The sequence below is a fragment of the Bacillus sp. JNUCC-22 genome (assembly GCF_018861275.1).
Classification (GTDB): Bacteria; Bacillota; Bacilli; order Bacillales; family Bacillaceae; genus Bacillus; species Bacillus velezensis.
The window spans coordinates 1,331,495-1,350,217 of sequence record NZ_CP076408.1; the positions used below are offsets into that span (position 1 = coordinate 1,331,495).

Consider the following 18,723-nt stretch of genomic DNA (forward strand, 5'->3'; position numbering starts at 1 on the left):
CTTCTCCGAAAAAGGCGCTTTTTTTATGGAATGATAGATAAGGGAGAGAAAGACATGAAAAAAGAAAAAGCAGTTGTGGTGTTCAGCGGAGGCCAAGACAGCACGACTTGTTTATTATGGGCTTTGCAAAATTTCGAAGAAGTGGAAACCGTTACATTCCATTATAATCAGCGTCACCAAGAAGAAATCGATGTGGCAAAATCGATTGCCGAAAAGCTCGGTGTCAAAAATCACTTGCTTGATATGTCTCTTTTAAATCAGCTCGCGCCGAATGCGCTGACAAGAGATGATATCGAAATTGAAGCGAAGGACGGGGAACTGCCGACAACCTTTGTGCCGGGACGCAACCTTGTATTTTTATCCTTTGCATCGATTCTTGCATATCAAATTGGCGCGCGCCACATTATCACCGGTGTTTGCGAGACTGATTTCAGCGGCTACCCGGACTGCCGTGACGAGTTCGTCAAATCCTGCAATGTCACCGTCAACCTGGCGATGGAAAAGCCGTTCGTCATTCATACGCCGCTTATGTGGCTGAACAAAGCAGAAACGTGGAAACTTGCGGATGAGCTCGGCGCGCTTGATTTTGTAAAGAATAACACACTGACTTGCTATAACGGCATCATTGCGGACGGATGCGGCGAATGCCCGGCATGCCTGCTCCGCAATAAAGGATATGATGAATATATGAAAATGAAAGGAGAGCGGAACTAATTGCTTTCTCAAATTTACCCGCAGGTTCAGCATCCTTATTCGTTTGAGTTGAATAAGGACATGCACATCTCAGCCGCGCACTTTATTCCCCGCGAAAGCGCCGGAGCGTGCAGCAGAGTCCACGGGCACACGTATACAGTAAATATTACAGTTGCGGGGGATGAACTGGACGATTCGGGCTTTCTCGTGAATTTCAGCGTGTTGAAGAAATTGGTGCACGGCGCTTATGACCATACATTGCTGAATGACCATGACGAGTTTTCTGCTGATGATGACAGATATTCACTGCCGACGACCGAGGTCGTGGCCAAAACGATTTACGATAAGGTGCAGTCCTACCTCGAAACACTGGAGAATCAGCCGGTCTGCGTGCAGATTTTTGTCAGGGAAACCCCGACAAGCTATTGCGTATACCGCCCGAAAAAAGGTGATAGGAATGGCTAAAGGAATTCCGGTATTAGAAATTTTCGGACCGACGATACAAGGGGAGGGCATGGTTATCGGCCAGAAAACCATGTTCGTCCGCACGGCGGGCTGCGACTACTCTTGCAGCTGGTGCGACTCCGCTTTTACATGGGACGGCTCTGCCAAAAAAGATATCCGCTGGATGACGGCGGAAGACATTTACCGCGAGCTGAGAGAAATCGGCGGAGACGCCTTTTCCCATGTCACCATCTCAGGAGGAAACCCGGCGCTGTTAAAGCAGCTTGACGCGCTGATTCTGCTGCTGAAAGAGCACGGGGTGCGCGCCGCTTTAGAAACGCAGGGAACGGTCTATCAGGATTGGTTCACAATGATTAACGACCTGACGATTTCACCGAAGCCGCCAAGTTCGGGGATGACAACCGATTTTGCAAAGCTCGATCACATTGTGTCTTCACTTGATGCGGCAAAAAGGCTTAACGCGGTCAGCTTAAAGGTCGTCATTTTTAATGATGAAGATCTGCAATTCGCGAAAACCGTGCACAAGCGGTATCCGAATATCCCGTTTTATCTTCAGGTCGGAAACGATAACGTCCATACGACGGACGACCGGGCATTGATCGCACATCTGCTCGGAAAATACGAAACACTCGTTGATAAGGTTTCAGCCGATTCGGATCTGAATCTCGTCAGAGTCCTGCCTCAGCTGCATACGCTGCTTTGGGGCAATAAACGGGGAGTTTAATAGAAAGGGAGATTTATATGACAAGAAAAGAATCAGAATTAGAAGGAGTTACGCTCCTGGGGAATCAAGGGACAAACTATTTATTTGAATATGCGCCGGAGGTTTTGGAATCATTTCCGAATAAACACGTGAACCGTGATTATTTCGTTAAATTCAACTGCCCGGAATTTACGTCGCTTTGCCCCAAAACGGGACAGCCGGATTTTGCAACCATCTACATCAGCTATATTCCGGACGAAAAAATGGTGGAAAGCAAATCGCTGAAGCTGTATCTTTTCAGCTTCCGCAACCACGGAGATTTCCACGAGGACTGCATGAACATCATCATGAATGATTTGATCGAATTAATGGACCCCCGCTACATTGAAGTATGGGGAAAATTCACGCCTAGAGGCGGAATCTCGATTGACCCGTATACAAACTACGGCAGACCGGGAACAAAATATGAAAAAATGGCCGAACATCGGATGATGAATCATGATATGTACCCGGAGACGATTGATAATCGGTAATTATTCCGTTGTGTGATACGGAGTGTGAAACGAAGTGGAGTCACAGTAAAATCCGAACATTCAGTGCTGGTTTTCAGCGGAATTGTGACCGAGTCACAGCGAAGTGTGACCAGCACTAAGCTCAATAAAAGTGTGACCTGAGGTGCAACCTGAACTGTGACTTTTATGCAGTGAAAAATTGATAGTACAGAAGCAGATTAAGGCGTACAATTTGTACGTCTTTTCTTTTTTATCCGAAAGAAAAAATGCCTATCTAGAGATCATAGGCATTAAATATTATTATCAATATCTTCATTTATTTTTTGGCTAAGTTTCTGAACCTTCTCTTTAACATTTGAAACAGCTCTTTTTTGAATTTCATCAAAGTTTTCCTGAATATAGTCCATGACACTTCTTATTAGAACTTCACTTTCAAAATTGAATATCTCATTTATTTCTGACTGTTCTTCATCTGTTAGGTGATGGTATTGAAGTTGTTTAGCATTTACTTCAGCAGCTACATCAATCCTAACTTTAGTTGTTCTGGTTGTACAATTTCATATTCACCTTCTGCATACTTTTGCTCCGCATAATGGCCTCCCCATTGACAGAGCTCCTGCAAGATAGGTTTAAGAGATTCTCCAAGTTCAGTGGATGAATATTCAACCTTCGGCGGTACTTGATTATACATCTTTCTGCTCACAAGTCCACTGGCTTCAAGCTCTCTAAGTGTTTGAATCAGCATTTTCTGAGTTATATTTGGGATCATGCGCTTTAATTCACTCGTTCTCTTTGGTCCATTCATTAAAAAGTATAATACAAGGCCTTTCCATTTTCCGCCAATAACTTCCTTTGTCACTTCAAACCCACAGCTAAATTTTTTCATGTCTAAAGCTCTCCATTCCACATTTATTACTTTTTAGTTACTATATCACAAAAAAGTAGGTACTTCCGATAATGTGCTTACTGAAGGATACTATATCTTGTAAGTTGTTCTTCAAGTACTTAAAGGTACTAGACATAAAATAAAATCAATTCTAAAGGAGTGTTAAGTATGGGTAAATTTGAAGGTAAAATAGCGCTTGTAACGGGTGGAACAAGTGGGATTGGTCTTGCTACAGCACAAAAATTTGTAAACGAAGGTGCATATGTTTATATCACGGGACGTAGACAAAACGAACTTGATAAAGCTGTTAACCAAATTGGCAAGAACGTAACCGGTGTTCAAGGTGATATTTCTAAGCTTGAAGACTTAGACAAACTATATGACATGATAAAGCAGGAAAAAGGTAAGTTGGACATTCTTTTTGCTAATGCAGGCACCGGCAACTTCCTTCCATTAGGTGAAATTACTGAAGAGCAGGTTGATAGAACGTTCGACATTAACGTTAAAGGAACCATCTTTACTGTTCAAAAAGCGTTATCACTATTCCCGGACAAAGTAGGTTCTATTATTGTAACGGGCTCTACTGCTGGATCAATTGGCAACCCAGCGTTTAGTGTATATGGAGCATCTAAAGCAGCATTAAGAGCACTAGTTCGCAACTGGATTCTTGACCTAAAAGGTACTGAAATCCGTGTAAATGTGGTGAGTCCAGGAGTTATTCTTACACCTGCATACGATGAGCTTTTTGGTGATGCACTTGAAGGAGCAATGGAAAATACCAGAAATACTGTTCCAGCTGGAAAAGTTGGGACACCTGAAGAAGTAGCAAACGCTGTATCTTTCCTTGCTTCAGACGAAAGCAGTTACTTGACGGGTGTTGAATTGTTCGTAGATGGCGGGCTAGCACAGGTATAATACAAACTACGGCAGACCGGGAACAAAATATGAAAAAATGGCCGAACATCGGATGATGAATCATGATATGTGTCCGGAGACGATTGACAACCGTTAATTTTCAGACGGAGTACGGTCTCGGAATATAACCTAAATACCCCCGCCTTTTAAGCGGGGGTATTTTTCGTCTGTGCCGCGCCGCCAAAAAGGTGCATGATATTTGCACAGAACTTCTATAAGGAAAAGAGAGATCATTTGGAGAAAAGAAAAAGACGAGTAAACCCGGGGGGAGTGTACTCGCCGCTTCAATACGTGACGGGTGCTGGATGGCAGCTCGTCTGTTTCATTATAAAATAGGGAACATACGTTTGTAAAGGCCTGCGCAGTTTTTTCTCATTCGGAGCGGATCAATTGTAAAGGAATGGTCAGCATGATAGCATGTCCTGTAAAAAGAAGGAGTGTTCGTTATGGAGCCGTTAGAGTTAAACGGTGTAAGACTGAAAATGTATGATTGTAAAGAAAGTGCGGGTGAAAACGGCCGCATGATTTCATTTATATTGAAGGTGACCTCTGAAACGTATCATGATATTGCCGTTCTTTTGTATGAAAAAACATTTGATATCAAGGCGCCCGAGCGCGGGCTTGAATTCCGCGGTAAAATAACCAACTACTATACATCCGTCACAAATCTTTACAATAAAGGTGAGACCGATGATTTTTTTGTAGAAATGACCGAGATCTGAATTCATTTGAAAAAGCTGCCGGGCGGCAGCTTTTGTGCGGGATATGTAAATGGTTCGGATTGTTCGGGGGGTTTAATAGGAGTCTCTGATGATTTTATAATTCTTATGGTTGACGACAGTGAGGGAATCTAATTCAAGGTCACGATAATTATCCATGATGGTTACATCAACGATGACGGAGTTTTCATTTACTTTTTCAACAATACCGGTTAATCCGTTTTTAAATTCAATGACGTTTCCAACCTTAGCAATTTTCACGAGCTTCCTCTCCTTATCATAAATCCTGTTTGAAAATATTTTGCAGTATTTTCTTTAAGAAGTAAAGCGATATGGGTATCAGCCCGCTCAATCATTGTCCCGGCGGGGGAAAGATGGTATATTGATTTTCGGGAAAAAGCCGAGAAAAGGAGGCTGTGTTCGTTGCTGCCTGAGGAAATTTCAGAATGTATCAACCAAATGCGCACTGGTGAAATCAAAGAATTCAGGGTGCAGAAAGAACATTTTCTTGCATTTCGAGCAGTTTTATCGAAGCAGGAAGATTTTAAGCATTTCCGCGGTATTGCACAGCAGGGCGGAGATGTTGTATTTCAGTATTTAGAACAGCCAAGAAGCTGACGGCTCCTCGCACTTGAGGAGTCTTTTTTTTGTTTTTTGGTTTCTCATTTCATCTTGCTGTAACAGATGTAAACAAAATGTAAAATCCCTCCGATGGATACTTTTACTGCTATTTGGTTAATGTTGTGAAAATGACGGCTGTTTTCCTGCCAATAACAAGGCTGTTAACGAACTTCTTCCATCATAAAAGCTGATTGGGAGCACTGGAAAATCTTTAACCGTGAATTTGCGCACAGCTCTTGTTAAGGTAGTGAAGTATTTAAGGAGGAAATCGTATGACGACAAAATTTGCTGCCTTGGCTGTCTTTTTTCTATGTTTTATGCCTGCATCAAAAATTGAACATACAGAAGCTCTGTTTACTTTTGCGAAGAAGCCAAAGCAAGAACCCAGCACACTGGTTGCTGATTTAAATAAAAAAAGCTCGGTTTCGAAGCTTTCAAAAACGGATCATAAGCATTCTATCCAACCGATAAAGCTGTCATCTCACCAAGAGAAGAAGGCAAAACCGGAAGAGACGGCTTATCAGCCGCCGAAAAAAACGTATTCCCGCGCTGACAGACAACTTCTGTCACGTCTCGTTCACGCAGAAGCGAAAGGTGAATCTTATAAAGGGAAGGTTGCGGTAGCCAGCGTAGTGCTGAACCGCACTGAAAAAAACGGCTTCCCGGATACCATTCGGGGTGTGATCTATCAAAGGAATGCATTTGAACCGGTAGCAAACGGAAGCATTAATCAAAAGCCGGATAAGGATTCCATCGCCGCCGCAAATGAGGCGCTTGACCATCCGGGAAGAGAAACGGACGCGTTGTTTTTCTACAATCCGAAAACGGCATCTGACCACTGGATCCGTTCCCGAAAAATTATCGAACGGATCGGCAGACACGTATTTGCGATGTAAGCATAGCGGGATAAAAAATATCCCGGCTATGCTTTTTTCAATTTTGAGAAATCGAAAATATTTTCAGAACTTGTCTCATATGATGATGGAAGAACGAGAGACAAGGAGAGACACCATGAATCGATTTGTGAAAGGGATCATTCTTTTATCCATCGCCGCCTTTTTCGCGGAATGTCTGGAATTTGTCGTGAATATGATACTGGCGCGGGAGCTTGGCGAGCATGGGATGGGACTTTACATGAGCATTCTGCCCACCATTTTTTTAATTATCGTCATCGCCAGTCTGGAGCTTCCGATCTCCATTTCAAAATTCATCGCGGAATCCAATCGGAAGCTGCATGAAAGCATGCTCCGTCATGCCTTCAGAATGACCGCCGTTTTTACCGCGTTTTCAACCGCGGCCGCAAGCATCGCGCTGCCGTTCATTCCTGTATTCGATACGTATCACCCGTTTATTAAAGGGATTGTCATCGGGCTGATTCCAGTCGTCGCTTTTACATCCATCGCCAGAGGTTATTTTATGGGTGTGCAGCAAATGGGAAAAATCGCGGTTGCGAATGTCATGAAAAAAATCATTCAAGTGCTTTGTCTGTTTATCTTTTTTCAATGGTACTCTTTTGAAATTGATATGGCCGTGCTCATTTCATTATTTGTGCTGGTCGCAAGCGATGTCGTGGTGTTCGTTTACTTGTATACGCAGTTTATTTTGGCGCGGAGGGCGCTTTCCGGCCATCAGCACATTCATCTTCGCGGGAAAGACGTGCGGAAACGCCTCCTGGCCGTATCCATCCCGACAACGGGACTTCGTATATTTCATGCGGTGACAAACGCCATTGAACCCTTTTTAGTGAAAGGAGCGCTGCTGGCGTCCGGGGCAGCCGGGACAGCCGCGATTGATCAATACGGCATGCTTGCCGGTGTAGCGATGACAATCGGTTCGTTTCCCGCATTTATCGCCCATTCGCTGATGGTCGTCATGATTCCCAGCATTTCAGAAGCGTATGCGCTGTCCCAATATGATATTGTGCTGAAACGGCTGAGACAAGCGATTTTTATTACATTCGGCTACGGCATTCCGGCAGTCTGGGTCATGTTTCAGTTCGCGGGCCCGCTGACCCATTTGTTTTTTCAGTCTCCGGAAGCGCAGTATTATTTGCAGCTTTTGTGGCCGTTTTTTCTTTTTCATCTGTTTGTGATGCCGCTTCAGGCCTGTCTGATCGGTATCGGCCACGTAAAAACGGCGTTTTATCATAACGTATGGAGCAGCATTGTGGGGCTTTCGATGATGTATGTGCTCGGTTCTATGCCGGAATTGCAAATGCTCGGCATTATACTCGGCATGAATACCGGCATGATTCTTCTGACAAGTTTACATTACGCGACGATCTGCAAAGACCTCGGTGTCTCCGTGTTTTTGACGGGCGGCGGAAGAACAGCGCCCCGGATCGAAAGCTGAAAAGGCTGATACATTTCAATAAGGAAGGGCAAGCTATCCGAAACGCGTGAAAGGAAGATCATATGCATAAAAACCGCCTAATTGTATGTGCAGTCCTTTTGATAGCTGCCGCCGTCTGGATGCCTGAAGCAAAAGCCTCATCAGAAAAACAGGCAGTTCCCGCCGTGTTTCTGATGAAGACGATTGAAGGAGACGAGATATCGATTCCGAATAAAGGGCAGAAAACGATTTTGCATTTTTGGACATCGTGGTGTCCGCCGTGCAAAAAAGAACTGCCGCAGTTCCAAACGTATTTTGAACAGCATCAGTCCGATGATGTAAGCCTTGTAACGGTAAATTTGATGAATGCCGAGCGAAATAAAAATACCGTTCAAAACTTTGTCAGTCAGCACCATCTCACTTTCCCGATTGTTCTTGACACGAAAGGCGAGCTTATGAAGGAATACGATATCATGACGATTCCCACGTCATTTCTGCTGAATGAAAAAGGAGAAATCGAAAAAAAGATCGTCGGTCCGATGACCGCCTCACAATTAAAAGAATGGTCAGAGAAATAAAAAGGTGCGGGAGGAATTCCTCCCGCACCTTTTTTGCATATAATGAACAGCTGATGAAACACTAATGATAATTATTATCAAAAAGAAATTAAAACAATTATAATTGAAATCTTCCGGCGGCATGCTATAATAAAGAAAACACTGCGATAACACTGTGAAAATGCTGCCTGTCAGGCGGCTGTTTTACTTTTATCGGAGAATTGAAGATGATTTACGTTCTCAATTAGAGAGGAGAATTCATAATGAATGAACAAGTGATGACACAAACCCATCCACAACAGCACATACAAGAAGAGCGGGCCGGAAAAAAGTGGCTCCAGCATGCAGAACTCATTGCGGCGCTCGTATCCGGCGTCCTTATTCTTGCGGCCTGGTTTTTTACCGAAACAAAAGGCCTGTCCGTCACTTTGTATATCCTTGCCTTCCTGATCGGAGGATTTGCAAAAGCGAAAGAGGGAATTGAGGATACCATTGAGACGAAGGCGTTAAATGTGGAACTGCTGATGATTTTTGCGGCTGTCGGCTCCGCCCTGATCGGTTATTGGGCTGAAGGCGCTGTTCTTATCTTTATTTTTTCGTTAAGCGGCGCGCTCGAAACATATACGATGAATAAAAGCAGCCGTGATTTAACCTCTTTAATGAAACTGGAACCGGAGGAAGCGACACTGCTTGCGGACGGACGGGAAAAGCGGGTGCCGGCTGCTGAACTTAAGATCGGTGACATGATCGTCATTAAGCCGGGCGAACGCGTAGCAGCAGACGGGATCATTGAGTCTGGCGTGACGAGCCTCGATGAATCGGCGCTTACGGGTGAAGCGATGCCGGCGGAAAAAACAGCAGGAGATTCTGTGTTTACAGGAACGGTAAACGGAAACGGCTCCTTAACGGTCCGTGTGACGAAAACAAATGAACAGTCTTTATTCAGAAAAATCATCCGGCTGGTGGAATCAGCCCAAAACAGCGTGTCACCGGCTCAGGCATTTATTGAGCGGTTCGAAAGTGTCTATGTCAAAGGCGTGCTGTTAGCCGTGGCTTTGCTTTTATTCGTTCCTCATTTCGCTTTAGGCTGGAGCTGGAGTGAAACCTTTTACCGGGCGATGGTGTTTATGGTGGTCGCCTCCCCGTGCGCGCTTGTTGCTTCTATTATGCCCGCTGCGCTTTCCCTTATCTCAAATGGGGCCCGCAACGGATTATTGGTTAAAGGAAGTGTGTTTTTAGAGCAGCTGGGAAGCGTACGGATGATCGCTTTTGACAAAACCGGCACGGTAACAAAGGGACAGCCGGCAGTCGCGGCGTTTCAAGCTGCCGAAAATGTGAGTGAAGATGAGATCATGCAAGCGGTGTATACGATAGAAAAGCAATCAAGCCACCCGCTTGCAAAAGCGATAGCTGAATTTGCCGAAAGCCGGGGCGCCGCGCCCGCAGGACATCTATCGATTGACGAGACGTCCGGATTCGGTGTTCAGGCTGAAATAGAAGGCGTCAAATGGATGGTCGGAAAAGCGGGGTTTGCAGGTGAAGATGCGGCAGATGCTTTTTTGCAAACATCGGGAAAAGAATTAAAGGATAAAGGTTTTACACTGGTCTTTGTTAAAAAAGATGACCGGATTGCGGGCTGCTTCGCCTTAAAGGATCAAATCCGACCTGAAGCCAAAGCCGTGATGGCTGAGCTTGAATCACTGGGCATTCAAACAGCCATGCTCACCGGCGATCAGTCTGAAACTGCGGCTGCCATTGCAAAAGAGGCCGGCATGACGACGGTTGTTGCCGATTGTCTGCCGGACCAGAAGGCAAAAGAAGTGAAGAAGCTGAAAGAAACGTACGGCACAATCGCCATGGTGGGGGACGGCATTAATGACGCGCCCGCTCTGAAAACCGCTGACGTCGGTATTGCGATGGGCGGGGGAACGGACGTGGCTCTTGAAACGGCTGACTTAGTCCTTATGAAAAATGATCTTCACAAGCTTGTGAAAATGTGCAGACTCTCAAGGAAAATGAACCGGATTATTAAGCAGAATATTGTTTTCTCGCTCTCGGTCATCTGCCTTTTGATCTGCGCTAACTTTCTGCAGGTGATGGAACTGCCGTTTGGCGTGATCGGGCATGAGGGGAGCACGATTCTGGTCATTCTGAACGGACTGAGATTATTAAAATAAACATGACAGCCGCACATCGGGCGGCTGTTTTTTTAATGTTCGTTCACAGCATAAACGCCGGAAAACTGATAGAATGAATAAAGAGTCACTTTGGTAAGGAGGAAAAGCAGAAAATGAACAGATTAGAACGTGTTTCATCTTGGCTGAAAAAAGAAGGACATGATGCGGCGTTTATACATACTAAGGAAAACGTATTTTATTTAACTGATTTTTACACGGATCCGCATGAGCGGTTAATGGGATTGTTCCTGTTTCAGGAACAGGAGCCGTTTTTCGTTTGTCCGGGAATGGAAGCCGGACAAGCCCGCAGCGCCGGGTGGGAGCATGATATTATCGGCTACGGCGATCACGAAGATCCGTGGGAGCTGATCAAAGCCGAGCTCACAAAACGAAATGTGCGGCTTGATTCCATCGCGGTTGAAAAGGATTCGATCTCTCTTTCCCGCTCAGAACAGCTCAAACAAGCTTCAGGGGGCGCGGCATTTGTTTCGGCAGAAGAAACGCTCAACCAATTCCGTCTCGTGAAAGATGAGAAGGAAATCAGCATTCTCAGGGAAGCGGCAAAACTCGCGGATTACGGAGTTGAAGTCGGTGTCGCGGCGCTTAAAGAGGGTGTGAGTGAAACCGAAGTACTCGCGCAGATTGAGTTTGAGCTGAAGAAAAAAGGCGTGCAGGGCATGTCATTTTCAACGATGGTGCTGTTCGGGGAAAAATCAGGCCAGCCCCATGGGAATCCGGGTGCAGACCGGTTGAAAAAAGGCGATTTCGTTCTGTTTGATCTGGGCGTTATTCTTGACGGCTACTGTTCAGACATTACGAGAACATTCGCATACCAATCAATCAGCCCGAAACAGGAAGAGATTTACGAAACGGTGCTTAAAGCTGAACAGGCGGCGCTTCAATTAAGCAAACCAGGCGTCAGAATCGGCGATCTCGATTTAAAAGCCCGCGGCATTATTGAAAAAGCCGGATACGGAGACTATTTCCCGCACCGCCTCGGCCACGGACTCGGGATTTCGGTTCACGAATATCCATCAATGAGCAGCGCGAACGACACACTCCTCAAAGAAGGCATGGTATACACGATAGAACCGGGGATTTACGTGCCGGATGTCGGCGGCGTGCGCATTGAAGACGATGTGTTCGTCACAAAAGACGGCGCCGAAGCATTAACGCAGTATCCGAAAGAATTAACGATTCTGAAATAAAAAGCTTTGTGATAAAAAAGGACGGTTCTGGAACGCAGCGTCCTTTTTTATCACCTTTTAAATGAAAAAATCATCAAAATGCTGAAATGGTTTGATGTCATGCTTTTCATTCAGGGGCCGCATGGCAAGGTAACTGCCGCCGACTATGGCCAGACACAAACCGATTAAGCAAAGAATCCCCATCGCTGTTCTTCTCCTTTCAAACGAATAGGCTGTTTCTGTTTCTAGCTTACTGTATGAAACGCATTCCAGATCAAGGGAAAAAAGAAAGGGGGACGCCATGGCTACGATCAGAGACATTGCCGGCGCTGCCGGGGTTTCCGTTACAACGGTATCAAGAGTATTAAACGATCATCCTTATGTAAGTAAGGACAAAAGAGAAAGAGTGAAAAAAGCGATGCAATCGCTCGGATATACGCGCAACATTCATGCTGTACATTTATCCAAAGGTTTTTCCGATATGATCGGCGTTGTGCTTCCGTCGGTGAATCTGCCGTATTTTGCAGACCTTGTTGCAGGTATTGCCGAGGCTGCCGAAGCGTCAGGCGTGCATCTTTCTTTATACCAGACAGATTATCAGCAGCAAAAAGAACGTTTTGCCTTATCACAATTACAGGAGCGCCAAGTGGACGGCCTGATTATCTGCTCCAAAGCAATTCCTGATGAACATCTGCTTACCGTGAAAGAACCGCTCATCCTCTGCCAGTACACTGATGCGGCGGGGCTTTCCTCCATCAGTAATCCGCATCGGGAAGCATTTCGGCACGGTCTGGATTATCTGATAGAAAAGGGACACCGGAAAATAGCGATCAGCCTGGCCAGAAAAAAGGGAAAAAACAGTCAAGTACGCATTGCCGCATACAAAGAGGCGCTCAAGAAGATCGGGCAGCCTTACAGGGAAGAGCTGGTTGTGGAAAAGGCGCTGACGCTGCTTGACGGGAAAGCCCTTTTTCATAAATGGAAGAGCTGGGATGACAAACCGACTGCGCTGTTTGCGGCGAATGATCAAGTATCCGCAGGTCTTTACCTTGAAGCCAAGGCAAACGGGACGCGCATCCCGGAAGAGCTTGCGATTTTGAGCATCGACAATCATGATATCAGCAAGATGTTAGGTATTTCCACAATAGATATACAAACAAAAGAAATGGGAAAGCAGGCTTTTCACATGCTTGAGAACAGGATCAGCGGCGGGCCTCCGGCAAGGAAAGTTCTTGATTACCGCCTTATTGAACGATCAACCGTCTAAAAAAAGAATTGACGCGCTTTCCGTTCGTTTTGTACGATATGAGGTATTGAATGACAAAGGAGCTGAGGATCATGAAGGGGTCCTTTACAGTTGAAAAGGTATTAAATAACAATGTGCTCATCGCAACACATGATAGATACAGTGAGGTCGTCTTAATCGGAAAAGGGATCGGCTTTGGAAAAAAACAAGCGGATGTCATTGAAGATAAAGGGTATGACAAGATGTTCATCTTAAAGGATGAAAAAGAACAAAAACAATTTAAAAAGCTCCTCGGTTATGTGGACGAGACACTTGTCGACATCTCCAATGACGTCATTTATCATATCAAGAAGCGGACAAGCCAACCGTTAAATGAGCATATCCATATTGCGCTGACTGACCATATCGCCTTTGCGGTAAAGCGGCTGCAGCAGGGTTTTGACATTAAAAACCCGTTTCTCATGGAAACCGAAACGCTTTATCCGGAAGAATTCCAAATTGCCCGTGAAGTCGTCGGCATGATTAATGAAAAGACGGGAATCTGCCTTCCGGAAGGAGAGATCGGCTTTATCGCTCTGCATATCCACTCCGCCCTGACGAATCGGCCCCTTTCAGAGGTCAATCAGCATTCACAGCTGATGTCCCGGCTCGTTCAGGTGATTGAGGAATCTTTCCAGATGAAAGTGAATAAAGAAAGCGTCCACTATTTGCGGCTGATCCGGCATATCAGATTTACCATAGACAGGATTAATCGGGAAGAGCAGACAAAAGAACCAGAAAAGTTAATGTTATTATTGAAAAATGAATACCCGCTATGCTACAATACTGCTTGGAAACTGATAAAAATCTTGCAGCAAATACTGAAAAAACCAGTTCATGAGGCGGAAGCGGTTTATCTCACGCTTCATTTGTACCGATTAACCAATAAAATTTCATAATTTCAGTTGAAACCTTAAAAACGTGTCACTGATTCGATCAGGCATGAGTGATTGAGGGTAAAAAACGGGAAGAACGGTCCCGTTATTTTGCACACCCTTTTTACTCATGCCTTTTTTGTTGTGTAAAAGGGCAAATGTAAACGGTTAAACTGAAGACTTGCGCCAGTGAATTCGTTGTCATGAATTTTCGCTGTAAGGTCACACTAGCTAACAGAGGAGGTACATCTTTTATGTTTAAAGCATTATTCGGCGTTCTCCAGAAAATCGGCCGTGCTCTTATGCTTCCGGTTGCGATTTTACCGGCTGCGGGGATCTTACTTGCGTTAGGGAATGCCATGCAGAACAAAGATATGATTCAAGTCATGCATTTCTTAAGCAATGATAACGTTCAGCTTGTGGCGAACGTCATGGAAAGCGCCGGCCAAATCGTATTTGACAACCTGCCGCTTCTTTTTGCAGTAGGGGTTGCGATCGGTCTTGCCAACGGAGACGGTGTTGCCGGAATCGCGGCTATTATCGGATACTTGGTCATGAACGTATCCATGAGCGCCGTGCTTATGGCAAACGGCAGTATTCCGTCTGACAAAATTGAACGGGCAAAGTTTTTTGCGGAAAACCATCCGGCCTATATTAACATGCTGGGGATACCCACTTTGGCGACAGGCGTGTTCGGCGGTATTATCGTCGGGGTTCTGGCCGCGTTATTGTTCAACAAGTTTTATAAAATTGAACTTCCGCAGTACCTCGGATTCTTTGCGGGTAAGCGGTTCGTCCCGATTATCACATCAATTTCCGCATTAATTCTCGGTCTTATTATGTTAGTGATCTGGCCTCCGATCCAGCACGGTCTGAATTCCTTCTCCACGGGTCTTGTGGAAGCGAATCCAACCTTGGCGGCCTTTATTTTCGGGATGATTGAGCGGTCATTGATTCCGTTCGGTCTTCATCACATTTTCTACTCGCCGTTCTGGTATGAATTTTTCAGCTATAAAGATGCGGCCGGAGACATCATCCGCGGAGATCAGCGGATTTTCATGGCTCAGATCAAAGACGGCGTACAGCTGACGGCGGGAACATTTATGACGGGGAAATATCCGTTTATGATGTTCGGTCTTCCGGCGGCAGCGCTTGCAATCTATCATGAAGCGAAGCCTGAAAAGAAAAAACTTGTAGCCGGAATCATGGGTTCTGCCGCTCTGACAAGTTTCTTAACGGGAATTACCGAGCCGCTTGAATTCTCATTCTTGTTTGTGGCTCCTATCCTGTTTGCGATTCACTGCGTATTCGCGGGACTTTCCTTTATGGTCATGCAGCTGCTGCATGTAAAAATCGGTATGACCTTCTCAGGCGGTCTGATTGACTACTTCCTGTTCGGAATTCTGCCTAACCGGACGGCTTGGTGGCTTGTCATTCCGGTCGGCTTAGGATTAGCCGTCATTTACTACTTCGGTTTCCGGTTTGCGATCAGAAAGTTCAATCTGAAAACGCCGGGCCGTGAAGAAGAGGCTGCGGATGAAGGTGCGGGCGCCTCAGGCGAAGCCGGCGACCTTCCTTATGAAATCCTGCAGGCAATGGGTGATCAGGAAAACATTAAGCACCTTGACGCTTGTATCACGAGACTCCGCGTTACGGTCAACGACCAGAAGAAAGTGGATAAGACTCGTTTGAAACAGCTTGGCGCCTCAGGCGTTCTTGAAGTCGGAAACAACATTCAGGCCATTTTCGGCCCGCGTTCTGACGGTTTAAAAACACAGATGCAGGATATTATCGCCGGACGCACGCCGCGCCCTGAACCGAAAGTATCCGCGCAAGAAGAAGTCAGCCAGCAGGTTGAAGAGGTTATCGCAGATCCGCTCCGAAACGAGCAGGGTGAAGAAGTGTTCGCTTCTCCGATCACCGGCGAAATCCATCCGATTACCGATGTGCCTGACCAGGTGTTCTCAGGAAAAATGATGGGCGACGGTTTTGCGATTCTTCCTGAAGAAGGAATCGTCGTATCGCCTGTCCGCGGAAAAGTGCTGAATGTTTTTCCGACAAAACATGCGATCGGCCTTCAGTCTGACGGCGGAAGAGAGATCCTGATTCATTTCGGAATCGACACAGTCAGCCTGAAAGGCGAAGGATTCACTTCTTTTGTTTCTGAGGGTGACCGGGTTGAACCGGGGCAAAAGCTGCTTGAAGTTGATCTTGAAGCGGTTAAACCTCATGTTCCTTCATTAATGACACCGATTGTCTTTACAAATCTTGCCGAGGGTGAAGCGATTTCCCTTTCGGCCGAAGGTACCGTAAAACGGGAACAAAAAGATATTGTGAAAATCGGAAAATAAGCATATAAATACGCCGTGCTTGTCAGATGACAAGTACGGCTGTATGATATAATATTGTGTAGTAAAATAGCTTTAATTTAAAGGAGAATGATAATCATGGCACAAAAAACATTTAAAGTAACAGCAGATTCCGGGATCCACGCTCGTCCTGCGACAGTTCTTGTACAGACTGCAAGCAAATACGATGCTGACGTAAACTTAGAATATAACGGCAAAACAGTAAACCTTAAGTCAATCATGGGCGTTATGTCTCTAGGTATCGCTAAAGGCGCTGAAATCACAATTTCCGCTTCAGGCGCTGACGAAAACGATGCTCTTAATGCTTTAGAAGAAACAATGAAAAGCGAAGGACTCGGCGAGTAATGCAAGAATTAAAAGGAATAGGCGCTTCAGCCGGAATTGCGATTGCGAAAGCATACCGGCTTGAAGAGCCGGACTTAACGGTTGAAAAGAAAAACATTGCTGATGCTGCGGCTGAAGTAAGCCGTTTTGATGAAGCGATTGTACGTTCTAAAGAAGAGCTTGAAAAAATTAAAGAGCATGCTTTAAAAGAACTGGGACAAGACAAAGCTGACATTTTCTCCGCGCACCTTTTAGTTCTGAGTGATCCTGAGCTATTGAACCCGGTAAAGGAGAAAATCAGCACAGATTCAGTCAATGCTGAATTCGCTTTGAAAGAAACAGCTTCCATGTTCGTTACTATGTTTGAATCAATGGATAACGAATACATGAAAGAGCGTGCGGCGGATATCCGTGACGTAACAAAACGTGTGACGGGGCACCTGCTGGGCGTGGAAATTCCGAACCCGAGCATGATCTCAGAAGAGGTTGTTATCGTGGCTGAAGATTTGACACCGTCTGATACGGCGCAATTAAACCGCCAGTTTGTAAAAGGTTTTACAACTGATATCGGCGGACGCACTTCACACTCCGCGATCATGGCCCGTTCGCTTGAAATTCCGGCTGTTGTCGGCACAAAAGCGGCTACAGGGACAATTGAAAACGGTGTTACGGTAATCGTAGACGGCATCGATGGTGATGTGATCATCGATCCTTCCAGTGAAACGTTAAAGAAATATGAAGAAAAGCACAGTGCTTACCTGGCGCAAAAAGCTGAGTGGGCGAAGCTCGTCAATGAACCGACTGTTTCTAAAGACGGTCATCATGTAGAGCTTGCCGCAAATATCGGCACACCGGACGATGTAAAAGGCGTTCTTGAAAACGGAGGAGAAGCTGTAGGGCTTTACCGTACGGAATTCCTTTACATGGGACGCGACCAGCTTCCGACGGAAGACGAGCAGTTTGACGCTTATAAAACGGTTCTTGAGCGTATGGAAGGAAAGTCAGTTGTCGTGCGGACATTGGATATCGGCGGTGACAAAGAGCTTCCTTACCTGCAGCTACCTAAAGAAATGAACCCGTTCTTAGGCTACAGAGCCATCCGCCTTTGCCTTGAAGAGCAAGAAATCTTCAGAACTCAGCTTCGTGCGCTGCTTCGTGCAAGTACATACGGAAACTTAAAAATCATGTTCCCGATGATTGCGACAGTAAACGAGTTTAAACAGGCGAAAGCGATTCTTCTCGAAGAAAAAGAAAAACTCGTCGAAGCCGGCGTAGCGGTTGCTGACGATATTGAAGTCGGTATGATGGTAGAGATTCCGTCTACAGCCGTGATCGCAGATCAGTTTGCCGCAGAAGTTGACTTCTTCAGTATCGGAACAAATGACTTGATCCAATACACGATGGCTGCTGACCGCATGAACGAGCGCGTAGCTTATCTGTATCAGCCATACAATCCGGCGATTCTCCGTCTGATCACCCTTGTTATTGAAGCCGCTCACAAAGAGGGCAAATGGGTCGGCATGTGCGGAGAAATGGCGGGAGACGAAATTGCGATTCCGATTCTTCTCGGCTTAGGCTTAGATGAGTTCTCGATGAGCGCTACATCCATCCTTCCGGCAAGAACGCAGATCAGCAAGCTTTCTAAAAAAGAAGCTGAATCATTCAAAGAAACAATCTTGTCTATGAGCACGACAGAAGAGGTTGTCGCATTCGTTAAAGAAACATTCAATAAGTAATACAAAAGCCAGACGGTGTAAGCCGTCTGGTTTTTTTCATATTCGGAAAAAAGGGGGGAACAATAACTTTCAACAGGAGGGATTATTATGACAAAATCATTTGCAGCGGGGGATACGGTCTATGTGATTTACCGCAATCCGCATGCCGCCAATGTTGCCCATATTAAAGAGGCGGAGATCGTCCATCACCCGTATCATGAGGGAGAATTGTCTCTGTTTTTATACGAAACCTATCATCCGCTGGCCGAAGATGACGCGGTCTTTTCGACATATGAGGAAGCGGAAGCGCTTTACAGCGAGCTTTTTGAAGAAGACCGGTATCATTGATCAAAGGAAATGTTTACAACGCATATTCACTCTCTTTTAAA

21 protein-coding genes and 1 pseudogene are annotated in these 18,723 nt (G+C 45.5%); 19 read left to right on the forward strand and 3 right to left on the reverse strand.

What is annotated here, in order from left to right:
* Nucleotides 1-54: 54 nt before the first annotated feature.
* The 4 genes from queC to queF are packed head-to-tail and all read left to right on the forward strand — an operon-like array spanning nucleotide 55 to nucleotide 2,394.
* Nucleotides 55-714, forward strand: a complete 660-nt coding sequence (queC, locus tag JNUCC22_RS06925) for a 7-cyano-7-deazaguanine synthase QueC (protein WP_003154679.1) — start codon at nucleotides 55-57, stop codon at nucleotides 712-714.
* A complete protein-coding gene (gene queD / locus JNUCC22_RS06930; protein WP_007408455.1) occupies nucleotides 715-1,158 on the forward strand; it encodes a 6-carboxytetrahydropterin synthase QueD in 444 nt (147 codons plus the stop codon). It begins immediately after the preceding gene.
* Nucleotides 1,151-1,882: a 7-carboxy-7-deazaguanine synthase QueE gene (gene queE / locus JNUCC22_RS06935; protein WP_108654841.1), complete on the forward strand. Its 732-nt coding sequence runs from the start codon at nucleotides 1,151-1,153 to the stop codon at nucleotides 1,880-1,882. The genes queD and queE overlap by 8 nt, the downstream gene beginning before the upstream one ends.
* A gap of 17 nt (nucleotides 1,883-1,899) precedes the next feature.
* Nucleotides 1,900-2,394, forward strand: coding sequence for a preQ(1) synthase (gene queF / locus JNUCC22_RS06940; RefSeq protein ID WP_003154673.1), 495 nt, complete (start codon nucleotides 1,900-1,902; stop codon nucleotides 2,392-2,394).
* Nucleotides 2,395-2,890: 496 nt separating this feature from the next.
* On the opposite strand, the gene JNUCC22_RS06950 is transcribed toward queF, so the two are convergent.
* The gene (locus tag JNUCC22_RS06950; RefSeq protein WP_032871326.1) at nucleotides 2,891-3,259 is read right to left on the reverse strand and encodes a winged helix-turn-helix transcriptional regulator; all 369 of its coding nucleotides are present in this window, start codon (nucleotides 3,257-3,259) and stop codon (nucleotides 2,891-2,893) included.
* 168 nt (nucleotides 3,260-3,427) lie between these two features.
* Here JNUCC22_RS06950 and JNUCC22_RS06955 point away from each other — a divergent pair, with 168 nt between their 5' ends.
* The 3 genes and pseudogenes from JNUCC22_RS06955 (at nucleotide 3,428) to JNUCC22_RS06965 (ending at nucleotide 4,896) form a co-directional block, all read left to right on the forward strand.
* Nucleotides 3,428-4,174 carry an SDR family NAD(P)-dependent oxidoreductase gene (locus JNUCC22_RS06955; RefSeq protein ID WP_015239743.1) on the forward strand — a complete coding sequence of 249 codons (747 nt, stop codon included), beginning with the start codon at nucleotides 3,428-3,430 and terminating at the stop codon, nucleotides 4,172-4,174.
* Nucleotide 4,175: 1 nt separating this feature from the next.
* A pseudogene (locus JNUCC22_RS06960) lies at nucleotides 4,176-4,271 on the forward strand (NADPH-dependent 7-cyano-7-deazaguanine reductase QueF); the annotation flags it as partial.
* 349 nt (nucleotides 4,272-4,620) lie between these two features.
* Nucleotides 4,621-4,896: a DUF3219 family protein gene (locus JNUCC22_RS06965; RefSeq protein WP_108654840.1), complete on the forward strand. Its 276-nt coding sequence runs from the start codon at nucleotides 4,621-4,623 to the stop codon at nucleotides 4,894-4,896.
* Nucleotides 4,897-4,968: 72 nt separating this feature from the next.
* Here JNUCC22_RS06965 and JNUCC22_RS06970 read toward each other — a convergent pair whose 3' ends face one another.
* Nucleotides 4,969-5,154, reverse strand: a complete 186-nt coding sequence (locus JNUCC22_RS06970; protein ID WP_003154669.1) for a YkvS family protein — start codon at nucleotides 5,152-5,154, stop codon at nucleotides 4,969-4,971.
* Nucleotides 5,155-5,316: 162 nt separating this feature from the next.
* On the opposite strand from JNUCC22_RS06970, the gene JNUCC22_RS06975 reads away from it, so the two are divergent.
* The 6 genes from JNUCC22_RS06975 (at nucleotide 5,317) to JNUCC22_RS07000 (ending at nucleotide 11,787) form a co-directional block, all read left to right on the forward strand.
* Nucleotides 5,317-5,511, forward strand: a complete 195-nt coding sequence (locus JNUCC22_RS06975; protein ID WP_007409591.1) for a hypothetical protein — start codon at nucleotides 5,317-5,319, stop codon at nucleotides 5,509-5,511.
* Between the two features lie 275 nt (nucleotides 5,512-5,786).
* Entirely contained in the window at nucleotides 5,787-6,410 is a 624-nt protein-coding gene (locus JNUCC22_RS06980) for a cell wall hydrolase (RefSeq protein WP_108654839.1), read from the forward strand.
* Between the two features lie 115 nt (nucleotides 6,411-6,525).
* Entirely contained in the window at nucleotides 6,526-7,866 is a 1,341-nt protein-coding gene (locus tag JNUCC22_RS06985) for a polysaccharide biosynthesis protein (RefSeq protein ID WP_108654838.1), read from the forward strand.
* Nucleotides 7,867-7,928: 62 nt separating this feature from the next.
* Complete coding sequence (gene stoA, locus JNUCC22_RS06990) at nucleotides 7,929-8,423, forward strand: endospore biogenesis thiol-disulfide oxidoreductase StoA (protein WP_108654837.1); 495 nt, start codon at nucleotides 7,929-7,931, stop codon at nucleotides 8,421-8,423.
* A 242-nt stretch (nucleotides 8,424-8,665) separates the two neighbouring features.
* Nucleotides 8,666-10,579 (forward strand): heavy metal translocating P-type ATPase, encoded by a 1,914-nt coding sequence (locus tag JNUCC22_RS06995; protein ID WP_108654836.1) that lies wholly within the window; start codon nucleotides 8,666-8,668, stop codon nucleotides 10,577-10,579.
* Between the two features lie 113 nt (nucleotides 10,580-10,692).
* The gene (locus JNUCC22_RS07000; RefSeq protein WP_007409596.1) at nucleotides 10,693-11,787 is read left to right on the forward strand and encodes a M24 family metallopeptidase; all 1,095 of its coding nucleotides are present in this window, start codon (nucleotides 10,693-10,695) and stop codon (nucleotides 11,785-11,787) included.
* 57 nt (nucleotides 11,788-11,844) lie between these two features.
* Here the strand turns inward: JNUCC22_RS07000 and JNUCC22_RS19620 are convergent, their stop codons facing one another.
* Nucleotides 11,845-11,970 (reverse strand): hypothetical protein, encoded by a 126-nt coding sequence (locus JNUCC22_RS19620; protein ID WP_014721086.1) that lies wholly within the window; start codon nucleotides 11,968-11,970, stop codon nucleotides 11,845-11,847.
* Nucleotides 11,971-12,067: 97 nt separating this feature from the next.
* Between JNUCC22_RS19620 and JNUCC22_RS07005 the strand changes: the two genes are divergently transcribed.
* The 6 genes from JNUCC22_RS07005 (at nucleotide 12,068) to JNUCC22_RS07030 (ending at nucleotide 18,682) form a co-directional block, all read left to right on the forward strand.
* On the forward strand, nucleotides 12,068-13,033 hold the full coding sequence (locus JNUCC22_RS07005) for a LacI family DNA-binding transcriptional regulator (RefSeq protein ID WP_108654835.1): 966 nt from the start codon (nucleotides 12,068-12,070) through the stop codon (nucleotides 13,031-13,033).
* 50 nt (nucleotides 13,034-13,083) lie between these two features.
* The gene (glcT, locus tag JNUCC22_RS07010) at nucleotides 13,084-13,950 is read left to right on the forward strand and encodes a glucose PTS transporter transcription antiterminator GlcT (protein WP_012117426.1); all 867 of its coding nucleotides are present in this window, start codon (nucleotides 13,084-13,086) and stop codon (nucleotides 13,948-13,950) included.
* A 230-nt stretch (nucleotides 13,951-14,180) separates the two neighbouring features.
* Nucleotides 14,181-16,277: a glucose-specific PTS transporter subunit IIBC gene (ptsG, locus tag JNUCC22_RS07015; protein ID WP_003154656.1), complete on the forward strand. Its 2,097-nt coding sequence runs from the start codon at nucleotides 14,181-14,183 to the stop codon at nucleotides 16,275-16,277.
* Nucleotides 16,278-16,373: 96 nt separating this feature from the next.
* Nucleotides 16,374-16,640: a phosphocarrier protein HPr gene (locus JNUCC22_RS07020; protein WP_003154654.1), complete on the forward strand. Its 267-nt coding sequence runs from the start codon at nucleotides 16,374-16,376 to the stop codon at nucleotides 16,638-16,640.
* A complete protein-coding gene (ptsP, locus tag JNUCC22_RS07025) occupies nucleotides 16,640-18,355 on the forward strand; it encodes a phosphoenolpyruvate--protein phosphotransferase (RefSeq protein WP_108654834.1) in 1,716 nt (571 codons plus the stop codon). The genes JNUCC22_RS07020 and ptsP overlap by 1 nt, the downstream gene beginning before the upstream one ends.
* A gap of 87 nt (nucleotides 18,356-18,442) precedes the next feature.
* Nucleotides 18,443-18,682 (forward strand): splAB operon transcriptional regulator SplA, encoded by a 240-nt coding sequence (locus JNUCC22_RS07030; protein ID WP_003154646.1) that lies wholly within the window; start codon nucleotides 18,443-18,445, stop codon nucleotides 18,680-18,682.
* The last annotated feature ends 41 nt before the right edge of the window (nucleotides 18,683-18,723 follow it).

Coding starts and splice junctions, on each gene's coding strand:
- queC (WP_003154679.1), top strand. CDS start 55: ATGAAAAAAGAAAAAGCAGTTGTGGTGTTCAGCGGAGGCCAAGACAGC.
- queE (WP_108654841.1), top strand. CDS start 1,151: ATGGCTAAAGGAATTCCGGTATTAGAAATTTTCGGACCGACGATACAA.
- queF (WP_003154673.1), top strand. CDS start 1,900: ATGACAAGAAAAGAATCAGAATTAGAAGGAGTTACGCTCCTGGGGAAT.
- JNUCC22_RS06950 (WP_032871326.1), bottom strand. CDS start 3,259: ATGAAAAAATTTAGCTGTGGGTTTGAAGTGACAAAGGAAGTTATTGGC.
- JNUCC22_RS06955 (WP_015239743.1), top strand. CDS start 3,428: ATGGGTAAATTTGAAGGTAAAATAGCGCTTGTAACGGGTGGAACAAGT.
- JNUCC22_RS06965 (WP_108654840.1), top strand. CDS start 4,621: ATGGAGCCGTTAGAGTTAAACGGTGTAAGACTGAAAATGTATGATTGT.
- JNUCC22_RS06980 (WP_108654839.1), top strand. CDS start 5,787: ATGACGACAAAATTTGCTGCCTTGGCTGTCTTTTTTCTATGTTTTATG.
- JNUCC22_RS06985 (WP_108654838.1), top strand. CDS start 6,526: ATGAATCGATTTGTGAAAGGGATCATTCTTTTATCCATCGCCGCCTTT.
- stoA (WP_108654837.1), top strand. CDS start 7,929: ATGCATAAAAACCGCCTAATTGTATGTGCAGTCCTTTTGATAGCTGCC.
- JNUCC22_RS06995 (WP_108654836.1), top strand. CDS start 8,666: ATGAATGAACAAGTGATGACACAAACCCATCCACAACAGCACATACAA.
- JNUCC22_RS07000 (WP_007409596.1), top strand. CDS start 10,693: ATGAACAGATTAGAACGTGTTTCATCTTGGCTGAAAAAAGAAGGACAT.
- JNUCC22_RS19620 (WP_014721086.1), bottom strand. CDS start 11,970: ATGGGGATTCTTTGCTTAATCGGTTTGTGTCTGGCCATAGTCGGCGGC.
- JNUCC22_RS07005 (WP_108654835.1), top strand. CDS start 12,068: ATGGCTACGATCAGAGACATTGCCGGCGCTGCCGGGGTTTCCGTTACA.
- glcT (WP_012117426.1), top strand. CDS start 13,084: ATGACAAAGGAGCTGAGGATCATGAAGGGGTCCTTTACAGTTGAAAAG.
- ptsG (WP_003154656.1), top strand. CDS start 14,181: ATGTTTAAAGCATTATTCGGCGTTCTCCAGAAAATCGGCCGTGCTCTT.
- JNUCC22_RS07020 (WP_003154654.1), top strand. CDS start 16,374: ATGGCACAAAAAACATTTAAAGTAACAGCAGATTCCGGGATCCACGCT.
- ptsP (WP_108654834.1), top strand. CDS start 16,640: ATGCAAGAATTAAAAGGAATAGGCGCTTCAGCCGGAATTGCGATTGCG.
- JNUCC22_RS07030 (WP_003154646.1), top strand. CDS start 18,443: ATGACAAAATCATTTGCAGCGGGGGATACGGTCTATGTGATTTACCGC.